Genomic DNA, 20,360 nt, shown 5'->3' with positions numbered 1-20,360 from the left:
TCAGATTTGACAGTAGAAATCGGCTCTGACTTCGGTGAGTCTTGCGCGGCGCCCATTTGCGCGAGCGTAAACGGACTTAGACTTCGCCCAACGGCCGCAGACGGTACTGCGGCGGCAGTTGCTCGAAGCCACTGATGGTGGTGTTCAAGCTCTTCCAGCGGCCATCCTTGATGCCATAGATGCAGCCATGGATCGACAGGCTCTGCCCGCGGTGCCAGGCGTTTTGCACTATGCTGGTATGGCCGACGTTGGCCACCTGCTGAATCACGTTCAACTCGCACATGCGGTCGACGCGCTCTTCTTCGGTAGGCAACTGGGCCAACACGTCGCGGTTTTCGTAGTAGAGATCACGAATGGTGCGCAGCCAGCCGTCGATCAGGCCGAACTGACGGTCCTGCATCGCGGCGCGCACGCCGCCGCAGCCATAGTGGCCGGTGACGAGGATATGTTTGACTTTGAGCACATCGACCGCGTACTGGATCACCGACAGGCAATTGAGGTCGGTGTGCAGCACCACGTTGGCCACGTTGCGGTGCACGAACAGATCACCGGGCAACATGCCGACGATCTCGTTGGCCGGTACACGCGCATCGGAGCAGCCGATCCACAGGTATTCCGGGGTTTGCTGGCGGGCGAGCTTGGCGAAGAATTCGGGATCTTCCTGTTTGATCGCATCCGCCCAGCGTTCGTTGTTGTCTAGCAGGTCTTGTAGTTCGTTCATCAGGGAAAGCCTCAGGAATGATGCGCAGTTTTGTGACTGACAAGCCTTCGTCCAGGTCACGCCTTGCGCAAATTAGCTTGAATCTTTGCGGCGCAAAGCCTGTCCACACACTATAAGCCCCACAGTATGAGGATTGGCCATGACTGAATCACGACGTCCCTACGGCGCTACGCAGCCCGAACCCATTGATGATAACGAAGACCGCATGGGTTCGATGCGCGAGCTGGATTTTGATGAAGAAGACCAGACCGCGGAAATCGGCGATGAACTTCCACCTGGCGAACGCGAGCACCTGATGCCCGACGAACGGGTGCGCGAGGTCGGGCTGACCGGGGCTTCGACGGATGACCATGAGTCGACCGATGATGACATGAGCCCCGAAACGCTGATCCATGAGGATGGCGCGCGGGATGCGCGGGAGGAAGGTGAAGATAGCCCGGCGGATTATGACCTGAGTGTCGTCGATGAAGATGAGATAGGCGGTGGGAATGGGTTGGATGAGGCCGAGCTGGCCGATCTGGACCCGCTCGACGGCAAACGCTGACCCAACTCGGGTCAAAATGTGGGAGGGGGCTTGCCCCCGATAGCAGTGTGTCAGTCAACTCATGTATTGGCTGAACCACTGCCATCGGGGGCAAGCCCTAATGCCAGTCAGTTAAGGCGACACCGAACCTGTGGCGAGGGAGCTTGCTCCCGCTGGACTGCGCAGCAGTCCTATTGTTTGCGGCCGCTTCGCGCCCCAGCGGGAGCAAGCTCCCTCGCCACAAGTTATTTCTCGCTCCTGCTACTTCTTAACTGACTGGCATTAGGGCAAGCCCCCTCCCACATGGATTTCGGTGTTTAGTCGACCAGGGTGCAGGCCATCACGACTGCGTCTTCGCGGCCGCCCACGGCTGGGTAGTAATCGCGACGACGGCCAATCTCGTTGAAGCCATAGCGCTCATACAGGCGGAACGCACCGGTATTGCTGTCACGCACTTCCAGGAAACACTCACGAGCATTGGCCGCATACGCGCGGGACATCAGATGCTCGAGCAGTGCCAAGCCCAAACCTCGGCCCTGATTCTCCGGCTTCACGGTGATATTGAGCAGATGCGCCTCATCGAGGATGATCTGCACCACGCCATGGCCCACCTGCTGCTCACCTTCGAACATCAGCCAGATCTGGTACTTGCCCAGCCCGTCGAGAAAGATGCCCCGGGTCCAGGGGTGGCTGAACGCTGCGTATTCGATCTTCAGCACGGCATCGAGGTCAGCCTCGGTCATCGGGCGGAAGGATAAAGCCTCACTCATCGGTTGTTTTCCAGCGCGCCATCAGCCGGCGCATGGCTTGCCAGATATCAGCCTTACGCTGTGGCTCTTCCATTAATAATTCCAGGCCCGGCAGGGCCCATACCGAACCCAGGCCTTCAACCTGCAGTTCGCGGTACCAGGCTTCGGCGTCCGCCTCACCGGCAAAGCGCACGGCGGGCAAGCCGATCAGCCACAGGCAGACGCACGGTTCGTCTTCCAGGCGTGCCGCAACAAAACTCTGTACAAAATCCCGCGCGGCGTCCGGGCCCTGGTCCATGGTGCCGCGCACCAGCAGTGGCCAGCGGACCGGGTCGCCGACAATTTGCGGACTGTCGGGCAGGCCGGCGGCGCGCAGCATGTCCTTGAGCAGCAGGTAGGCCGGGTCGCGCGACTGGAAACGTTCGCCGGTGGGCAATTCCACCAGCAGCAGGCAACGCCCGGCGCGCAGCAGTTGCAGGGCAAAGCGTGGCGGCGGCACGACCGGGGCCTTGGCCACCGGGGCAGTGTCTTCGGCGACCACTGCCTTGACCACCGGTGACGGGCGCGGCACCTCGATCTTCGTGCGCGCAACCGTCGGCCGCGTTTCGGGCACAGGCTTGATGACCGCCACCGGCGCCGCGGCTTCCTCGCCTGACGGCGCGAACGCCTCATAGGGCTCCGGCTCCGGCGCCTGCAACAGCTCGGGCCGCGACGGCGCGGCAAACGGCAGTTCGGTGCGGGGCAGCCAGTTGACCACCTGCATGGCGCTCAAGTAAGCGCGACGTCGGGACTCGGTAAGCACAGCTCAGCCACTTGTGGATAACTAAAGAGCGGGGATTCTACCGCTGTTCGGCAACAATCGCCCACTGCACACTGACCGGCTGTGGATAAATCCCGCGCCCGATGCAGTACAATCGCGACTTTTAATCGCCAACCAGCCGGCCTTTCCCATGATCGAACCCAAGCGCGTCCTGCGCGCCCTCGCCGAACACTGGGCCTTACTTGAGCCACTGTGCGAACACTTCGACCAAGGCACCCTGAGCCTGGGCGAACTGCGCGCGCAACTGGCCGCCCAACAATTGGACAGCACGCCCCAGGACATCACCAGCCTGCTGGACGTGTGGATCCGCCTGGATATCCTGGTGCCTGTGGCCAAGAGCCCGAACCGCTTCGAGCTCAACGCGCAGATCCACGACTTCCTGGCGTATCTTCGCAAGGAGCACCGGCTTGGCCTGTGCCTGGAAATCGAAGCCTACCTGCGTCATCTTGAGCGCCTGGCCGGTTATATCCAGGACGCTTTCGATATCCGCGATGGCCACGACCTGGCTCGCCAACTGCGCCTGCTGGATATGCGCGTGCGCGACGTGCTGAAAAAACTCGCCAACGACGAACAGGCCCTCGCTGCCGTGGCCGACCGCGCCAAGACCAGCGACCGGCAGATCCCGTTGCGCCAGCGCTACGCCGAGGTGTTGGCCACCTGGGACGAATACGTCGAACCGATGATCCAACTGGTGAACGCCGACGGCGCGTTCGAGCAAGGCGTGCGCAAGGTGGAAAACGTGCTGCTGCGTATGCTCACCGAGCAGCAGCGTCTCGGCCACCTGGTGGACGACGACATGCTGCTGCGCACCCACGCGCGCATCCTCGAGATGCAGACCAGCGCCCAACTGACCCTGCGCCATGCGCGCGAGCTGCTGTTGCCGCTGCGCGAAGAGGCACGCCGGCACAACGCGGTGACCCGTGGCGCGGCGCTGGCCCTGTCGGCCATTCGCCGCAAAGGCCTGGACGCAGTGCCGCAGGCCGCCATGCCGATGTTCAGCCGGCCGCAAAGCACCTTCCTGGGCAGTGCCAGCCAGGTCGAGGCGTATGTGTATGCCCTGGCGAATTTCGAGCCGAAACCGGCGCGTTTCCCCAAGGCGCACAAAACCCACAAGGGCGAAGCCCCGCGCGCACCGCGAACGGTCAAGGAAATGCTCGAGCGCTGCGAAGACGCGCTGCCGATGCCGGACCTGATGACCTGGCTGCTGGAGCAGGAACCGGACGGTGCCACCGACGAGTTGCTGTACTGGTTCTCGCGGCTCTCGCGGGAAAAACGCTTCAAGCGCGAGCGTCTAGAGCGCCGCGACTACCACACCCATGAGCACCAGGTCAGCCTGCGCTCCTTCGCCCTGCTCCCGGCCAGCTCTGACGCGGCCGAGCACTCTGCGAGCATCCCAAATGCATCTTGATCTATCCGAACTGTCCCAGCTGGCGCCGATCTTTCGCGAGCTGTTCAAGGGCTACCACGTCAGCCGCCGCGACCCGGAGCTGTACGCGCAACTGTCGAACTTCCAGGACCAGTACCGCACGCTATTCAAGGCCCTGGGCTTTGAGCTGGTCTGCGATACCCGTGGCTTCTACTACTTCGTGCCGGACTCCGCGATTGCCAGCGCGCAGGTAAACAAGACCGCCCAGCGCCTGGCGTTGTTCACCTTCATTCTCGTCGAACACCTGGCCGACCAGGGCCGCGACCCGGTTGCCGTGCTCGATGGCGGCAGCCTGGGCCGCGATGAACTGCCGTCGTTGCTGGAGAAATACCGCGACCTGTTTATCCAGGCCGAAGTGCAGACCCAGGAAGAACTCGAAGAAAAAATCATGCGCCGCATGACTCAGCTGGGTTTCGCCAGCGAAGACAACGGCATCTATCGCTTCCTGCCGCCGATGCATCGTTTCCTTGATGTGTGCCTGTCGGTCCAGCAGGACCGCGACCTCGCCGCCAGTGTGCACAGCGTCTTGCCGTTGCCGGCGCCGGTGATCATCGACGAAGACAGCGATGAAAAACTGCTGAAGACCGATGACCCGCTGGACTTGAGTGACTTCGCCGAAGACAGCGAAGAAGACGCCCTCGCCCGCGCCATTGCCGAAGAACAGGAGACCGACGCATGAGTAAGGAACGCTACGGCATACGCCGCTTCGCCCTGTTGAATACCGCCGGCTACAGCCTGGGTTTGTTCCCGCTGGAAGAACCGTTGTCGGTGTATGGCGCGAACAACCTGGGTAAATCCGCGTCGATCAACGCCTTGCAGTTCCCGATCCTGGCGCGCATGTCGGACATGAGTTTCGGCAAGTACACCCTGGAGCAATCGCGGCGCTTCTACTTTGCCACCGACACCAGCTACATCCTCGTGGAAGTCTCGCTGCCCCACGGCCCGCATGTGATTGGCGTGGTCGGGCGCGGCCCGGGCGGTGGTTTCGGTCATCAGTTCTTCGCCTATGCCGGCAAGCTGGACCTGGCCCACTATCAGAAAAACGACACCTGCCTGCGCCAGAAAGAGCTGTTCACCAACCTTGAGCGCGAAGGCCTGAAGGCCTATGAACTCAAGCCCGACGAACTGCGGCGCCTGTTGGTGGGCGGCCACACCTCGATCCCGCTGGACCTGACGCTGATCCCACTGCGCTCCACCAGCGAACAGAGCCTGAAGACATTCCGTGCGTTGTTCATCAACCTGCTGCACATGCGCGAAATCACCGCCGCCAAGCTCAAGCAATTGTTCCTCGATGCGTTTGAACACAGCCTGCGCTCCGGCAGCGTCGATTACATCGCCGCGTGCGAAGAAGCCTTCCGCGATGTACGGCGCATGGAGCAGGACTACAACTCCCTGGTGGCGGCCGGGCCGTTGGTCGAAGCACTCGCCAATGGCGTGAAACAGCGCGACATTTTGCGCGGCAAATTGCATCGCCTGTCGCCGTTGCTCGATTCGCTGTTGGGCACCTGGTCGGATTACGCCAGTGCGCGCAAGGAAGAGCTGACGATCCAGGCCGAACACTATCGCAACGAGCAGGATGCGCTGCAGAACGACCAGCGTGGCGGCACCCAGGAGCTGATGCGCCTGGAGCGCGAGATCAGTGGCATCCAACGCTGGCTGGGCGAGTTGTCGGTGCTCAAGCATCGCTTCGCGCTGGTCGATGATGTGCGGGTGCTGGAGCAGCAACTGCTCGCGGCCAAGGACGCCCACGACGAATTGGCGGGTGCGCTGGCGCAGTCGCGTCAGTTCAGCGCCGAGGACCTGGACGAGCGTCTGCGCGACCTGGAAAAACGCTTGAAGTCGGTCAAGCAGCAGCTCGATCACGCGGACAACAACAGCTACGCCAAGCTGCGCGAAGAATTCTCGCAGCAGGACGTCGAGCGCCTGATGCGCCTGTTCAACAGCGCTTTGTTCAGCCTGCCCCTGGGTGAACATGGCATCACGCTGGATGAGCAAGGCCAGTGGGTCAAATCCCTGGAACAGATCCTCGAGGGTTTCAAGGGCGAGCGTTTCGAAGTGCCGGGGCTGTCCATCGACCTCTCGCACATCGAACCACCGGCTTTGCAGGCCCTGGCGGATCGCGCGGCGTTGCGCGACCAGAAAGAGCGCCTGGAAAAAGAACTCAAGCAACTGAAAACCCAACATGCGGTCGCTTCCGACCGAGCGGCGAGCAAGACCCAGACCGAAGCGCTGTACCAGCAGGTATTGGACGCGCAGAAGGCGCTGGAAGATTTCCGCCGCACCCAGACCCTGAGCGCGGAGGAAGGCGAGAAGCTGGAAACCCTCGCGCAGATGGAAGCGGCACAGGACGAGTTGAAGCGCTCCAGCGATGCGTTCACCGAGCGCGTCCAGCAGCTGTCGGCCAAGCTGCAACTGGTCGGCCGCCAGATCGGCGACATGGAAGCCAAGCAACGTACGCTGGACGACGCCTTGCGCCGGCGCCAGCTATTGCCGGCCGACCTGCCGTTCGGCACGCCGTTCATGGACCCGGTCGACGACTCCATGGACAACCTGCTGCCGCTGCTCAACGACTATCAGGACAGCTGGCAAGGCTTGCTGCGTGCCGATGGCCAGATCGAAGCGCTGTATGCGCAGGTGCGCCTCAAGGGTGTGGCCAAGTTCGACAGCGAGGACGACATGGAGCGGCGTCTGCAACTGCTGATCAACGCCTATGCGCACCGTACCGATGAGGCGTTGACCCTGGGCAAGGCGCGCCGCGCGGCCGTCACCGATATTGCGCGGACCTTGCGCAATATCCGTAGCGACTACGACAGCCTGGAACACCAACTGGCGTTGTTCAACCGCGAAATCAACAAGCGCCAGGTCTCCAACCTGCAGAGCTTTCGCATCGTGCTGGCGCCGAACAAAGAAGCCCTCAAGCATATCGACCAGATCATCCACAGCGCCGGTCAGTATGAAGAAGGCGAGACGTTGTCGGTGTTCGACCTCAGCCAGAGCGCCGAGCAGGACAACAAGAACGAAGAAGCCAAGGAATACCTGGCCCGCCTCGTGGCGGCCAACCATAACCAACTGGGCCTCAAGGACCTGTTCGAGCTGGCGTTCGAGATCACCAAGGTGAACGGCCAACCGGTGATTCATACCGACATCGACGGCGCCGCGTCCAACGGCACCACCATGACCATCAAGGCGCTGACCAACATGTACTTGTTGCTGCACCTGATGGACCGCGACCAGGCCGGTCGCGTGCGCTTGCCGTACTACCTCGACGAGGCGGCGGATATCGATGAGAAGAACCAGGCAGCGTTGCTGGAAACCAGCCTGCAGTTGGGCTTCGTGCCGATCCTGGCCAGCGTGAAGCCGCAAGTGTCTGCCCAGGTAGCGATCGACCTGGAAGGCGGCAGCGGGCCGAACGGGATCTACATTGATGAGGCCGACTGGAAATATATCCGTCGTCACGATGCGGTGAAGGCCACCCTGAACGTGCAGGCGGACGAGCCGGAGTTGGATGCCGTCTGACGTGTAGCGCTGAAAGGCAAAAGGCCGCGATCGTTTGGATCGCGGCCTTTTTTGTGGGTTTTGCAGCGAGTTTAAGGGCCTCATCGGGGGCAAGCCCCCTCCCACCTTCTGATGTGTGAATACAGTCAAATGTGGGAGGGGGCTTGCCCCCGATAGCGGCGCCTCGGTCTATTTGCCGAGTGGAATCTTGGGCGCCCAGGTCAGCCATTCATCCTCGAACTTGTCGAACAGCGCAAAGGTCTGCTGCGGCCGTGCCGGGTTGCCCATGCGCTCGCCTTCAGGCGTGGCAAAGGCGATACCGCCGGCAACCAACGTCTCCAGGGACTCGGTACGCACCGTCGCGCCCTTGAACAAGCCGAAGTCGAGCCCGAAGCCGCTGGTGTTCCAGAAGCGACTGCCACTGCGTACCAACGGCGCGTATTTGGGCTCGATCAGGATGTGCACCAGGACACGGTCGGCGGTCTGTCCCAACTCATAGCCGGTAACTTTGCCCACGGTGACTTCACGGTAGGTGACGGGCACGCCTTCCTTGAGCGAACCGCGGCGTGCGGCGCTGAGTGTCAGGCTCAGGCCGGCCTCCTGATGCGCGACTTCTGGCGGCTGCGCAAGGGCGACAAAGCTCTTCTGCGGGCCGGCGTTTTTCGCGGCCGGTTGCACTTCGATGTATTGACCGGTGACCAGGGTTTCCAGATTTGCCGTCTTCATCAGGCCCAATTCGGGCTTGACCACCCAGAACTGGCTGCCAACCCGGGCAATACGGTCCGCAACCTGGGTGATACGCGCCTTGAGCAGCACCGATTGCATGTCGGCACTCAGGTCCACGCTCTCGAGCTTGCCCACTTCCAGGCCTTTGAAGCGCACCGGCGTGCCCGGGCTCAAGCCGTCGGCGCGATCGACCTTGATGGTGACCAGGGTGCCATGCTGATTGGCAGCGTCCCGATCAGCAAACAAGCGGAAACGGGGGATGCGTCGTTTCAGCGGCACATTCGGTTCCGGCGTTTCGAAGGCGATACCGCCGGCCATCAGACTGGCCAGGGATTCACTTTTCACCTGGATACCGCCGGTAAGCCCACCGGTGAGGGTGACACCGCTGGCATTCCAGAAACGTGTCGAACCGTTGACCAGGCTTTCATACTCTTTCTCGATATGAACGCCGATCACTAATTGCTTTTTTTTGCGTGAAAACTGGTAGCTCTGTACCGAACCAACCTTGACCTGCTTGTACAGAATCGGGCTGCCGACATCCAGCGAGCCGAGGTTGTCGGTGAGCAACACCATGTGCAGGCCTGGGGAGCGCAGGTCCAAAGGTGGCGCCTTGGCGCGCGCCACGTATTCACGTTGTGGCGCAGTGCCTTTGTCGCCGGGGCGGATGGCGATGTAGTTCCCTTTAACCAGGGCCTCCAGGCCGGTAATGCCGGCCAGGGAGATGGATGGCTTGACCACCCAGAATTGCGTGTCCTGAACCAGGTAGTCTTCGGCCAATGGGTCGAGGGTCAATTCAGCGCTGGCGCTGGACAGGTCCGGGTCGATCTTCAGGGTCTTCAGGCTGCCGACCTGGATACCTTTGTACATCACGGGAGTGCGTCCAGCCTGCAGGCCTTCGAAATCGGTGAGCTTGACCTTGACCTTGATGCCCGCGGCGGCGGCGTCGAAATCCTCGTACAAGCGGAAAGGCAGGCTCGGGTCGGTTGGCGGGCTGTCCTTGCGGTTTTCCGGGGTGGCAAAGGCAATACCACCGGCGACGATACTGGAGAGGGATTCACTGCGCACCTTCACACCGGACAGATTGGCGTCGATGCTTATGCCGCTGGCGTTCCAGAAACGGGTATGTTTGCGCACCAGGTTGGCGTAGGTTGGTTCGATATAGACCTTGATCTCAACCGTACTCTGGTCTTCAGACAGCAAGTAACTTTTGACCTGCCCCACCTGGATCTGCTTGTAGAACACCGGGCTGCCACGGTTCAGCGAACCCAGACGATCAGCCTTGAGGGTCAGGTGCAGGCCGGGCTTGGCGTCGGATAACGGCGGCTCCTCGGAAAGCGCCTTGAATTTGCGGGTGGGCTCACCATCCCCGGGGCTTGCGGCGATGTAGTTGCCCGAGACCAGGGTTTCCAGGCCAGTGATGCCGGCGAGGCTGACGCTCGGTTTGACCAGCCAGAAGCGGGTGTTGGTCTTGAGGTATTGTTCGACGTCCTTGTTCATCTCGATGGTGGCAATCACCCCGCGATTGCTGCCTTCGTCATCCAGCGCCAAGGCCTTGACCTTGCCCACCGTCATCCCTTTGTAGACCACTTCGGTCTTGTTGACTTGAATGCCTTCGCCGCTTTCAAAGCGGACCTGAATCTCGATACCTTGCTGGGAGTAGGCACGCCACCCCAGCCAGCCACCGATGATCAGGGCGATCAGGGGCAACACCCAGATGGCCGACCAGTTGGACGCAGGGCGGGTTTTAGCTTTAGGCAAATCACTCATGGTCGTCATCCGACTCCGTGTTATCCCAAATCAGTCGGGGATCGAAGGTTACTGCGGCAAACATCGTCAAGATCACCACACTGGCGAACGCTGCAGCGCCAAGATTGGCCTCGACACTGGCAAGCCGCCCAAAGTTTACGACCGCCACCAGGATGGCGATCACGAAGATATCCAGCATGGACCAGCGACCGATGAATTCGATAAAGCGGTACATGATAATGCGTTGTTGCGCAGACAGCGGTTGTCGGCGCTGCACCGAAAATAGCAGCAGGCCGATGCCCACAAGCTTGAACGTCGGCACCAGGATACTGGCGATGAACACCACGGCGGCAATCGGAAACATGCCGTGCTGTACCAGTTGGATCACGCCGGACATGATGGTGCTCGGGTCGCCTTGGCCGAGAGAGTTGACGGTCATGATCGGCAGCAGGTTGGCCGGGATGTACAGGATCGCCGCAGTCACCAGCAGTGCCCAGGTGCGTATGAGGCTATTGGGACGACGCGGGTGGATCAGCGCACCGCAACGGGTGCAGAGTTGCTCGTCGGCATCGGCTTGCTGCTTGTTCAATTCATGGCATTCGGTACAAATCAGAATGCCTGCATCAATTGCCCGCATGGTCATTCTCTCCTGACAGCGCTTGCCAGATCTGGTGGGGTGACATCACCACCTCGAGCAGAATCTGAACCATTAACAGACTGACGAAGCAGACCAGACCCAAGCCAAGCGTAATGGAGGCCATGTCAGCCAGCTTCACAAGTGCCACCAGTACGCCCATCAAGTAGACCTCCAGCATTCCCCAATCTTTCATATGGTGGTAGATGCGGTAGAACAGCAGTCCATAACTGCGACCGATGTTCCAGCGGATGCTGAGCAGCACAGCCAGCTGGCACAACAACTTGAGCAGGGGGATGCCCATGCTGCACAGGAAAACCACGACGGCAACGCCTTGCATTCCGGTGTTGAACAGGCCGACTACGCCGGTCCACACGGTGTCCTCCGAGGACTGCCCGAGTAGATTGAGCTGCATGATGGGTAGAAAATTCGCGGGGATATACAGCAGCAGTGCTGCCAGCACCAAGGCGAGGCTGCGCTCGACGACGTTGTGACGATGAGCGTAGAGCTCGTAACCGCAACGTGCGCATTCAGCCTTCTCACCGAGGGCGAGCGAGGGTTTGCGCATCAGCAAGTCGCACTCATGGCATGCCACCAAGTCGTCCAGGGGTAAATCCGACACCTCAAGGGCATCAACCGGATCGGGCATAAATAGGGCTCGGGCTCTAAAAAAGGTTAGGTGCCTATTCTAGTGGTCTGGTTCAGAAATAACTGTGCAAATTTGTCGGAGGTGGTGAGGGAGTGTTGGCACTTTTCGACCGACCAAAACAAAACCCCATCTGCTTTCGCAAATGGGGTTTCGGAATTTAATCTTGACGATGACCTACTCTCACATGGGGAAACCCCACACTACCATCGGCGATGCATCGTTTCACTACTGAGTTCGGGATGGGATCAGGTGGTTCCAATGCTCTATGGTCGTCAAGAAATTCGGGTACTGAGTCGTGACCATGTGGCCTCGCTTCAGCAAATTGGGTATGGGATAGAAGTCGGTGTTTTGTGAGTATCGAACTTTCGGTTCATTGCGTCTTCACACACCGCAATCTGGCCTCTTTCGTCTTTCAACTAGGAGCAACAAATTGCTTGGGTGTTATATGGTCAAGCCTCACGGGCAATTAGTATTGGTTAGCTCAACGCCTCACAGCGCTTACACACCCAACCTATCAACGTCGTAGTCTTCGACGGCCCTTCAGGGGACTCAAGGTCCCAGTGAGATCTCATCTTGAGGCTAGTTTCCCGCTTAGATGCTTTCAGCGGTTATCTATTCCGAACATAGCTACCCGGCAATGCCACTGGCGTGACAACCGGAACACCAGAGGTTCGTCCACTCCGGTCCTCTCGTACTAGGAGCAGCCCCTCTCAAATCTCAAACGTCCACGGCAGATAGGGACCGAACTGTCTCACGACGTTCTAAACCCAGCTCGCGTACCACTTTAAATGGCGAACAGCCATACCCTTGGGACCGGCTTCAGCCCCAGGATGTGATGAGCCGACATCGAGGTGCCAAACACCGCCGTCGATATGAACTCTTGGGCGGTATCAGCCTGTTATCCCCGGAGTACCTTTTATCCGTTGAGCGATGGCCCTTCCATACAGAACCACCGGATCACTAAGACCTACTTTCGTACCTGCTCGACGTGTCTGTCTCGCAGTCAAGCGCGCTTTTGCCTTTATACTCTACGACCGATTTCCGACCGGTCTGAGCGCACCTTCGTACTCCTCCGTTACTCTTTAGGAGGAGACCGCCCCAGTCAAACTACCCACCATACACTGTCCTCGATCCGGATAACGGACCTGAGTTAGAACCTCAAAGTTGCCAGGGTGGTATTTCAAGGTTGGCTCCACGCGAACTGGCGTCCACGCTTCAAAGCCTCCCACCTATCCTACACAAGCAAATTCAAAGTCCAGTGCAAAGCTATAGTAAAGGTTCACGGGGTCTTTCCGTCTAGCCGCGGATACACTGCATCTTCACAGCGATTTCAATTTCACTGAGTCTCGGGTGGAGACAGCGCCGCCATCGTTACGCCATTCGTGCAGGTCGGAACTTACCCGACAAGGAATTTCGCTACCTTAGGACCGTTATAGTTACGGCCGCCGTTTACCGGGGCTTCGATCAAGAGCTTCGCGTTAGCTAACCCCATCAATTAACCTTCCGGCACCGGGCAGGCGTCACACCCTATACGTCCACTTTCGTGTTTGCAGAGTGCTGTGTTTTTAATAAACAGTCGCAGCGGCCTGGTATCTTCGACCGGCATGAGCTTACGGAGCAAGTCCTTCACCCTCACCGGCGCACCTTCTCCCGAAGTTACGGTGCCATTTTGCCTAGTTCCTTCACCCGAGTTCTCTCAAGCGCCTTGGTATTCTCTACCCAACCACCTGTGTCGGTTTGGGGTACGGTTCCTGGTTACCTGAAGCTTAGAAGCTTTTCTTGGAAGCATGGCATCAACCACTTCGTCGTCTAAAAGACAACTCGTCATCAGCTCTCGGCCTTAGAATCCCGGATTTACCTAAGATTCCAGCCTACCACCTTAAACTTGGACAACCAACGCCAAGCTGGCCTAGCCTTCTCCGTCCCTCCATCGCAATAACCAGAAGTACAGGAATATTAACCTGTTTTCCATCGACTACGCTTTTCAGCCTCGCCTTAGGGACCGACTAACCCTGCGTCGATTAACGTTGCGCAGGAAACCTTGGTCTTTCGGCGTGGGTGTTTTTCACACCCATTGTCGTTACTCATGTCAGCATTCGCACTTCTGATACCTCCAGCAAGCTTCTCAACTCACCTTCACAGGCTTACAGAACGCTCCTCTACCGCATCACTTGCGTGATACCCGTAGCTTCGGTGTATGGTTTGAGCCCCGTTACATCTTCCGCGCAGGCCGACTCGACTAGTGAGCTATTACGCTTTCTTTAAAGGGTGGCTGCTTCTAAGCCAACCTCCTAGCTGTCTAAGCCTTCCCACATCGTTTCCCACTTAACCATAACTTTGGGACCTTAGCTGACGGTCTGGGTTGTTTCCCTTTTCACGACGGACGTTAGCACCCGCCGTGTGTCTCCCATGCTCGGCACTTGTAGGTATTCGGAGTTTGCATCGGTTTGGTAAGTCGGGATGACCCCCTAGCCGAAACAGTGCTCTACCCCCTACAGTGATACATGAGGCGCTACCTAAATAGCTTTCGAGGAGAACCAGCTATCTCCGAGCTTGATTAGCCTTTCACTCCGATCCACAGGTCATCCGCTAACTTTTCAACGGTAGTCGGTTCGGTCCTCCAGTTAGTGTTACCCAACCTTCAACCTGCCCATGGATAGATCGCCCGGTTTCGGGTCTATTCCCAGCGACTAGACGCCCTATTAAGACTCGCTTTCGCTACGCCTCCCCTATTCGGTTAAGCTCGCCACTGAAAATAAGTCGCTGACCCATTATACAAAAGGTACGCAGTCACCTAACAAAGTAGGCTCCCACTGCTTGTACGCATACGGTTTCAGGATCTATTTCACTCCCCTCTCCGGGGTTCTTTTCGCCTTTCCCTCACGGTACTAGTTCACTATCGGTCAGTCAGTAGTATTTAGCCTTGGAGGATGGTCCCCCATATTCAGACAAAGTTTCTCGTGCTCCGTCCTACTCGATTTCATGACTAAGAGATTTTCGCGTACAGGGCTATCACCCACTATGGCCGCACTTTCCAGAGCGTTCCGCTAATCTCAAAGCCACTTAAGGGCTAGTCCCCGTTCGCTCGCCACTACTAAGGGAATCTCGGTTGATTTCTTTTCCTCAGGGTACTTAGATGTTTCAGTTCCCCTGGTTCGCTCCATACACCTATGTATTCAGTGTAAGGTAACCATCTTATGATGGCTGGGTTCCCCCATTCAGACATCTCCGGATCAAAGTCTGTTTGCCGACTCCCCGAAGCTTTTCGCAGGCTACCACGTCTTTCATCGCCTCTGACTGCCAAGGCATCCACCGTATGCGCTTCTTCACTTGACCATATAACCCCAAGCAATCTGGTTATACTGTGAAGACAACATTCGCCGAAAATTCGATCATACTCAATTAAGAGCGACTCACAAATTTTACCTTAGCCTGAGCCGTTACCAGTGAAAGTAACGTTCAGTCTATCTTTCTATCACATACCCAAATTTTTAAAGAACGATCTAATCAAAGACTAGAAATCAATATTCACAGCGGAATACTCATTTCTAAACTCTAACAGCAGAAACAGTTAATGGTGGAGCCAAACGGGATCGAACCGTTGACCTCCTGCGTGCAAGGCAGGCGCTCTCCCAGCTGAGCTATGGCCCCATAACAAAATTGGTGGGTCTGGGCAGATTCGAACTGCCGACCTCACCCTTATCAGGGGTGCGCTCTAACCAACTGAGCTACAGACCCAATTTCGAGCGCAACTGATTAGCTAAGAGCTATCAGCTTGGAGCTTAAAGCTGCTTCTATCGTCTTCTTCAATGAATCAAGCAATTCGTGTGGGAGCTCATGGAGCAGCTGATGTCGTCGATTAAGGAGGTGATCCAGCCGCAGGTTCCCCTACGGCTACCTTGTTACGACTTCACCCCAGTCATGAATCACACCGTGGTAACCGTCCTCCCGAAGGTTAGACTAGCTACTTCTGGTGCAACCCACTCCCATGGTGTGACGGGCGGTGTGTACAAGGCCCGGGAACGTATTCACCGCGACATTCTGATTCGCGATTACTAGCGATTCCGACTTCACGCAGTCGAGTTGCAGACTGCGATCCGGACTACGATCGGTTTTCTGGGATTAGCTCCACCTCGCGGCTTGGCAACCCTCTGTACCGACCATTGTAGCACGTGTGTAGCCCAGGCCGTAAGGGCCATGATGACTTGACGTCATCCCCACCTTCCTCCGGTTTGTCACCGGCAGTCTCCTTAGAGTGCCCACCATAACGTGCTGGTAACTAAGGACAAGGGTTGCGCTCGTTACGGGACTTAACCCAACATCTCACGACACGAGCTGACGACAGCCATGCAGCACCTGTCTCAATGTTCCCGAAGGCACCAATCCATCTCTGGAAAGTTCATTGGATGTCAAGGCCTGGTAAGGTTCTTCGCGTTGCTTCGAATTAAACCACATGCTCCACCGCTTGTGCGGGCCCCCGTCAATTCATTTGAGTTTTAACCTTGCGGCCGTACTCCCCAGGCGGTCAACTTAATGCGTTAGCTGCGCCACTAAGAGCTCAAGGCTCCCAACGGCTAGTTGACATCGTTTACGGCGTGGACTACCAGGGTATCTAATCCTGTTTGCTCCCCACGCTTTCGCACCTCAGTGTCAGTGTTGGTCCAGGTGGTCGCCTTCGCCACTGGTGTTCCTTCCTATATCTACGCATTTCACCGCTACACAGGAAATTCCACCACCCTCTACCACACTCTAGTCAGTCAGTTTTGAATGCAGTTCCCAGGTTGAGCCCGGGGATTTCACATCCAACTTAACAAACCACCTACGCGCGCTTTACGCCCAGTAATTCCGATTAACGCTTGCACCCTCTGTATTACCGCGGCTGCTGGCACAGAGTTAGCCGGTGCTTATTCTGTCGGTAACGTCAAAACAATCACGTATTAGGTAACTGCCCTTCCTCCCAACTTAAAGTGCTTTACAATCCGAAGACCTTCTTCACACACGCGGCATGGCTGGATCAGGCTTTCGCCCATTGTCCAATATTCCCCACTGCTGCCTCCCGTAGGAGTCTGGACCGTGTCTCAGTTCCAGTGTGACTGATCATCCTCTCAGACCAGTTACGGATCGTCGCCTTGGTGAGCCATTACCTCACCAACTAGCTAATCCGACCTAGGCTCATCTGATAGCGCAAGGCCCGAAGGTCCCCTGCTTTCTCCCGTAGGACGTATGCGGTATTAGCGTCCGTTTCCGAACGTTATCCCCCACTACCAGGCAGATTCCTAGGCATTACTCACCCGTCCGCCGCTCTCAAGAGAAGCAAGCTTCTCTCTACCGCTCGACTTGCATGTGTTAGGCCTGCCGCCAGCGTTCAATCTGAGCCATGATCAAACTCTTCAGTTCAAACATCTTTGGGTTTTTAAGAAACCCTAAACTTGGCTCAGCAATCGTTGGTTACATCTTTGATTTCTCGCGGAGTAACTTGTGATGCTGATAATCTTGTTGACTATCAGTCTGACTCCACAAGCACCCACACGAATTGCTTGATTCAGTTGTTAAAGAGCGGTTGGTTAAGAGCTATTCGTCTCAACCGAGGCGCGCATTCTACAGCAGCCTCATTTGCTGTCAAGCGGTTATTTTCAGAAGTTTTCGAAGATTTCTTCAACAACTTCAACCACTTGCGCTTGCGATCTCTCGTAAGCGGGAGGCGAATTCTACAGCGTTACACGCTGCTGTCAACACCTCTTTTTCAACTTCCTTTTGGCTTCGATGGACTGAAGCAACCTGCTATCGAAACCTACTTAACTCATTGTTTACCAAGGAGTTTTCCGTTTCGACTGCGCCGGAAGTGGGGCGAATTATAGGCGCACAGAATCTGCCGTCAACCTTCTTTTTCACATTTCTGTCATATAGGTCAAAAAGCCCAGAAAACGCAAAGGCCGGCCCCAAGGGGCCGGCCTTCTATTCACCCAACCTTACAGGCTCGGGAAAGCGAACTGCGATGCCTCATGGCTGGCTCGCTGCGGCCAACGCTGAGTGATCGCTTTGCGACGGGTATAGAACCGCACCCCATCCGGCCCATAGGCGTGCAGGTCGCCAAACAGCGAACGCTTCCAGCCGCCGAAGCTGTGATAAGCCACCGGCACCGGCAGCGGAACGTTGACCCCCACCATGCCCACTTCTATTTCATCGCAGAACAGACGCGCCGCCTCACCGTCACGGGTGAAAATGCAGGTGCCGTTGCCGTATTCATGATCGTTGATCAGTTGCATCGCCGCTTCCAGGCTGTCCACCCGCACCACGCACAACACTGGCCCGAAGATCTCTTCTTTATAGATACGCATCTCGGGGGTCACGCGATCAAACAGGCTGCCACCGAGGAAGAACCCATGTTCATGCCCGGCAACGCTCAAGCCGCGACCATCGACGACTAACTCGGCCCCCGCCGACACACCGTCTTCTATATAGCCACTGACCTTAGCCCGCGCCTGCCCCGTCACCAGCGGCCCCATGTCCAAGCCACAGGTGGTGCCCGCGCCGATCTTCAACGCCTTGACCTGCGGCACCAGCTTGGCGATCAACGCATCCGCCACCTGGTCACCCACGCACACCGCCACCGAGATCGCCATGCAACGCTCGCCGCAGGAACCATACGCCGCGCCCATCAAGGCACTGACGGCGTTATCCAGATCCGCATCGGGCATCAGCACCGCGTGGTTCTTCGCCCCGCCCAGTGCCTGCACGCGCTTACCGCGTTTGGTCGCTTCGGCATAAATGTATTCGGCAATCGGCGTCGATCCTACAAAGCTAAGCGCCTTTACCTCGGGCGCCTCGATCAAAGCGTCCACTGCACCCTTGTCACCGTGTACCACACTGAGCACGCCTTTAGGCAGACCCGCTTCCTGCAACAATTGCGCGATCAACAACGTTGAACTCGGGTCACGCTCCGACGGTTTGAGAATGAAACAGTTACCGCACACAATCGCCAGCGGATACATCCACAACGGCACCATCGCCGGGAAGTTGAATGGCGTAATCCCCGCCACCACGCCCAGCGGTTGAAAATCCGACCAGGCATCAATGTTCGGCCCCACGTTACGGCTGTATTCACCCTTGAGAATTTCCGGCGCCGAGCACGCGTACTCCACATTCTCGATGCCACGCTTCAACTCACCGGCGGCATCCTCCAACGTCTTGCCGTGCTCTTCGCTGATCAACTGCGAAATACGCGCTTCGTTCTGCTCCAGCAACTGCTTGAAACGAAACATCACCTGCGCCCGTTTGGCCGGCGGCGTATTACGCCAGGCCGGGAACGCCGCCTTGGCCGCGTCGATCGCCTGTTGAATGGTTTCGCGGCTGGCCAACGGCACTTGGTGAATCACCTGGCCAGTAGACGGGTTGTACACGTCGGCACTGCGACCGCTGTCGTTGACCAATTCACCGTTGATCAAATGCTGGATAAGGCTCATGCAGGGCTCCTGAAAAGTTGTTCTATATAGAAGGAGAAATCAGTCGATCTTGTTCAACACTTCACCGACCGCATCGAACAGGCGATCCAAGTCCTGCGGCTTGCTGTTGAAGGTTGGCCCGAACTGCAGGGTGTCACCGCCGAAGCGCACATAGAAACCGGCTTTCCACAGCGCCATGCCGGCCTCGAACGGACGCACGATCGCATCTCCGTCGCGCGGGGCAATCTGGATGGCTCCGGCGAGGCCGTAGTTACGGATATCAACCACATTCTTGCTGCCCTTCAAGCCATGCAGTGCATTCTCAAAATGCGGTGCGACTTCGGCTACGCTCTGCACGAGGTTTTCCTTCTGCAGCAGGTCGAGTGCCGCGAGGCCGGCCGCGCAGGCCACCGGGTGCGCCGAATAGGTATAGCCGTGGGGGAATTCCACCGCGTACTCGGGCGTCGCCTGGTTCATGAAGGTCTGGTAGATCTCACTGCTGGCAATCACCGCGCCCATGGGAATCGCGCCGTTGGTGACTTGCTTGGCGATGCACATCAGGTCCGGGGTCACGCCAAAGCTGTCGGCGCCGAACATCGAACCGGTGCGGCCGAAACCGGTGATCACTTCGTCGAACACCAGCAGGATGTTGTGCTGATCGCAGATTTCACGCAGGCGCTTGAGATAACCCTGTGGCGGCACCAGCACGCCTGCGGAACCGGCCATTGGTTCGACGAACACCGCAGCGATGTTCGAAGCATCATGCAACTCGATCAGTTTGAGCAACTCATCGGCCAACGCGATACCGCCCAGCTCCGGCATGCCACGGGAGAACGCATTGCTCGCCAGCAAGGTATGCGGCAGATGGTCAACGTCCATCATCGACTGACCAAACAGCTTACGGTTGCCGTTGACGCCGCCAAGGCTGGTGCCGGCAATGTTCACACCGTGGTACCCACGGGCGCGGCCGATCATCTTGGTCTTGGTGGCCTGGCCCTTCAGGCGCCAGTAGGCACGCACCATCTTCACGGCGGTATCGGCGCACTCGGAGCCGGAGTCGGTGAAGAACACATGGTTGAGGTTGCCAGGGGTCAGGTCGGTAATCTTTTCCGCCAGTTGAAAGGACAGCGGATGACCGTATTGGAAGCCCGGTGAGTAGTCCAGGGTGCCCAACTGTTTGGCCACCGCTTCCTGGATTTCCTTGCGCGTATGCCCGGCGCCGCACGTCCACAGACCCGACAGCGAGTCGTATACCTTGCGCCCCTTGTCATCGGTCAACCAACTGCCCTCGGCGGCCACGATCAGGCGCGGATCACGCTGAAAGTTGCGGTTGGCGGTATAGGGCATCCAGTGAGCATCCAGCTTGAGTTGGCTGGCCAGGGACGATGGGGCGTTTTCCGGCATGTTCATCAGCAAAACCTCGCAAGGC

Annotated in this window: 12 protein-coding genes, 2 tRNA genes and 3 rRNA genes; 4 read left to right on the top strand and 13 right to left on the bottom strand. The window is 58.0% G+C overall.

The genetic code is table 11. The features are described from left to right. Positions 1 to 76 precede the first annotated feature (76 nt). A complete protein-coding gene (gene can / locus C4J87_RS03405; RefSeq protein WP_124361159.1) occupies positions 77 to 721 on the bottom strand; it encodes a carbonate dehydratase in 645 nt (214 codons plus the stop codon). A gap of 139 nt (positions 722 to 860) precedes the next feature. Between can and C4J87_RS03400 the strand changes: the two genes are divergently transcribed. Further along, on the top strand, positions 861 to 1,265 hold the full coding sequence (locus C4J87_RS03400; RefSeq protein ID WP_124365720.1) for a serine kinase/phosphatase: 405 nt from the start codon (positions 861 to 863) through the stop codon (positions 1,263 to 1,265). Positions 1,266 to 1,561: 296 nt separating this feature from the next. On the opposite strand, the gene rimI is transcribed toward C4J87_RS03400, so the two are convergent. Then, positions 1,562 to 2,014 carry a ribosomal protein S18-alanine N-acetyltransferase gene (gene rimI / locus C4J87_RS03395; protein WP_003188286.1) on the bottom strand — a complete coding sequence of 151 codons (453 nt, stop codon included), beginning with the start codon at positions 2,012 to 2,014 and terminating at the stop codon, positions 1,562 to 1,564. Continuing rightward, positions 2,007 to 2,756 (bottom strand): energy transducer TonB, encoded by a 750-nt coding sequence (locus C4J87_RS03390; RefSeq protein ID WP_124368929.1) that lies wholly within the window; start codon positions 2,754 to 2,756, stop codon positions 2,007 to 2,009. The genes rimI and C4J87_RS03390 overlap by 8 nt, the downstream gene beginning before the upstream one ends. Before the next feature lie 187 nt (positions 2,757 to 2,943). Between C4J87_RS03390 and mksB the strand changes: the two genes are divergently transcribed. Genes mksB through mksF form a run of 3 tightly spaced genes read left to right on the top strand, consistent with a single transcriptional unit; the run spans position 2,944 to position 7,755 of the window. Beyond that, the gene (gene mksB / locus C4J87_RS03385; RefSeq protein ID WP_124361157.1) at positions 2,944 to 4,221 is read left to right on the top strand and encodes an Mks condensin complex protein MksB; all 1,278 of its coding nucleotides are present in this window, start codon (positions 2,944 to 2,946) and stop codon (positions 4,219 to 4,221) included. Then, positions 4,211 to 4,918: an Mks condensin complex protein MksE gene (gene mksE / locus C4J87_RS03380; RefSeq protein ID WP_124365719.1), complete on the top strand. Its 708-nt coding sequence runs from the start codon at positions 4,211 to 4,213 to the stop codon at positions 4,916 to 4,918. Before mksB ends, mksE begins: the two co-directional genes overlap by 11 nt. Then, complete coding sequence (gene mksF / locus C4J87_RS03375; RefSeq protein ID WP_124365718.1) at positions 4,915 to 7,755, top strand: Mks condensin complex protein MksF; 2,841 nt, start codon at positions 4,915 to 4,917, stop codon at positions 7,753 to 7,755. The genes mksE and mksF overlap by 4 nt, the downstream gene beginning before the upstream one ends. A gap of 168 nt (positions 7,756 to 7,923) precedes the next feature. Here the strand turns inward: mksF and C4J87_RS03370 are convergent, their stop codons facing one another. The 10 genes from C4J87_RS03370 to C4J87_RS03320 all read right to left on the bottom strand — a co-directional run bounded on the left by C4J87_RS03370 (position 7,924) and on the right by C4J87_RS03320 (position 20,341). After that, complete coding sequence (locus C4J87_RS03370) at positions 7,924 to 10,227, bottom strand: PqiB family protein (protein WP_124365717.1); 2,304 nt, start codon at positions 10,225 to 10,227, stop codon at positions 7,924 to 7,926. Further along, on the bottom strand, positions 10,220 to 10,843 hold the full coding sequence (locus C4J87_RS03365; protein WP_124361153.1) for a paraquat-inducible protein A: 624 nt from the start codon (positions 10,841 to 10,843) through the stop codon (positions 10,220 to 10,222). The genes C4J87_RS03370 and C4J87_RS03365 overlap by 8 nt, the downstream gene beginning before the upstream one ends. Further along, positions 10,830 to 11,489, bottom strand: a complete 660-nt coding sequence (locus C4J87_RS03360) for a paraquat-inducible protein A (RefSeq protein WP_124365716.1) — start codon at positions 11,487 to 11,489, stop codon at positions 10,830 to 10,832. The genes C4J87_RS03365 and C4J87_RS03360 overlap by 14 nt, the downstream gene beginning before the upstream one ends. Before the next feature lie 161 nt (positions 11,490 to 11,650). Continuing rightward, positions 11,651 to 11,766, bottom strand: a 5S ribosomal RNA gene (rrf, locus tag C4J87_RS03355). Positions 11,767 to 11,934: 168 nt separating this feature from the next. Beyond that, positions 11,935 to 14,825: ribosomal RNA gene (locus tag C4J87_RS03350) — 23S ribosomal RNA — on the bottom strand. A gap of 239 nt (positions 14,826 to 15,064) precedes the next feature. Then, positions 15,065 to 15,140, bottom strand: a tRNA-Ala gene (locus tag C4J87_RS03345). Between the two features lie 10 nt (positions 15,141 to 15,150). Further along, a tRNA-Ile gene (locus C4J87_RS03340) sits at positions 15,151 to 15,227 on the bottom strand. Positions 15,228 to 15,349: 122 nt separating this feature from the next. After that, positions 15,350 to 16,886: ribosomal RNA gene (locus C4J87_RS03335) — 16S ribosomal RNA — on the bottom strand. The 16S, 23S and 5S rRNA genes sit together here with 2 tRNA genes alongside, the layout of an rRNA operon. 572 nt (positions 16,887 to 17,458) lie before the next feature. Continuing rightward, the gene (locus C4J87_RS03325; protein ID WP_124365715.1) at positions 17,459 to 18,952 is read right to left on the bottom strand and encodes a CoA-acylating methylmalonate-semialdehyde dehydrogenase; all 1,494 of its coding nucleotides are present in this window, start codon (positions 18,950 to 18,952) and stop codon (positions 17,459 to 17,461) included. A 39-nt stretch (positions 18,953 to 18,991) separates the two neighbouring features. After that, positions 18,992 to 20,341, bottom strand: a complete 1,350-nt coding sequence (locus C4J87_RS03320) for an aspartate aminotransferase family protein (RefSeq protein WP_124365714.1) — start codon at positions 20,339 to 20,341, stop codon at positions 18,992 to 18,994. Positions 20,342 to 20,360: the final 19 nt, after the last annotated feature.

This window comes from Pseudomonas sp. R1-43-08, assembly GCF_003852255.1.
In the GTDB taxonomy this organism is placed as follows: Bacteria; Pseudomonadota; Gammaproteobacteria; order Pseudomonadales; family Pseudomonadaceae; genus Aquipseudomonas.
Note: the sequence above shows the minus strand (reverse complement) of the source record. Positions and strands in the feature narration are given on the sequence as shown.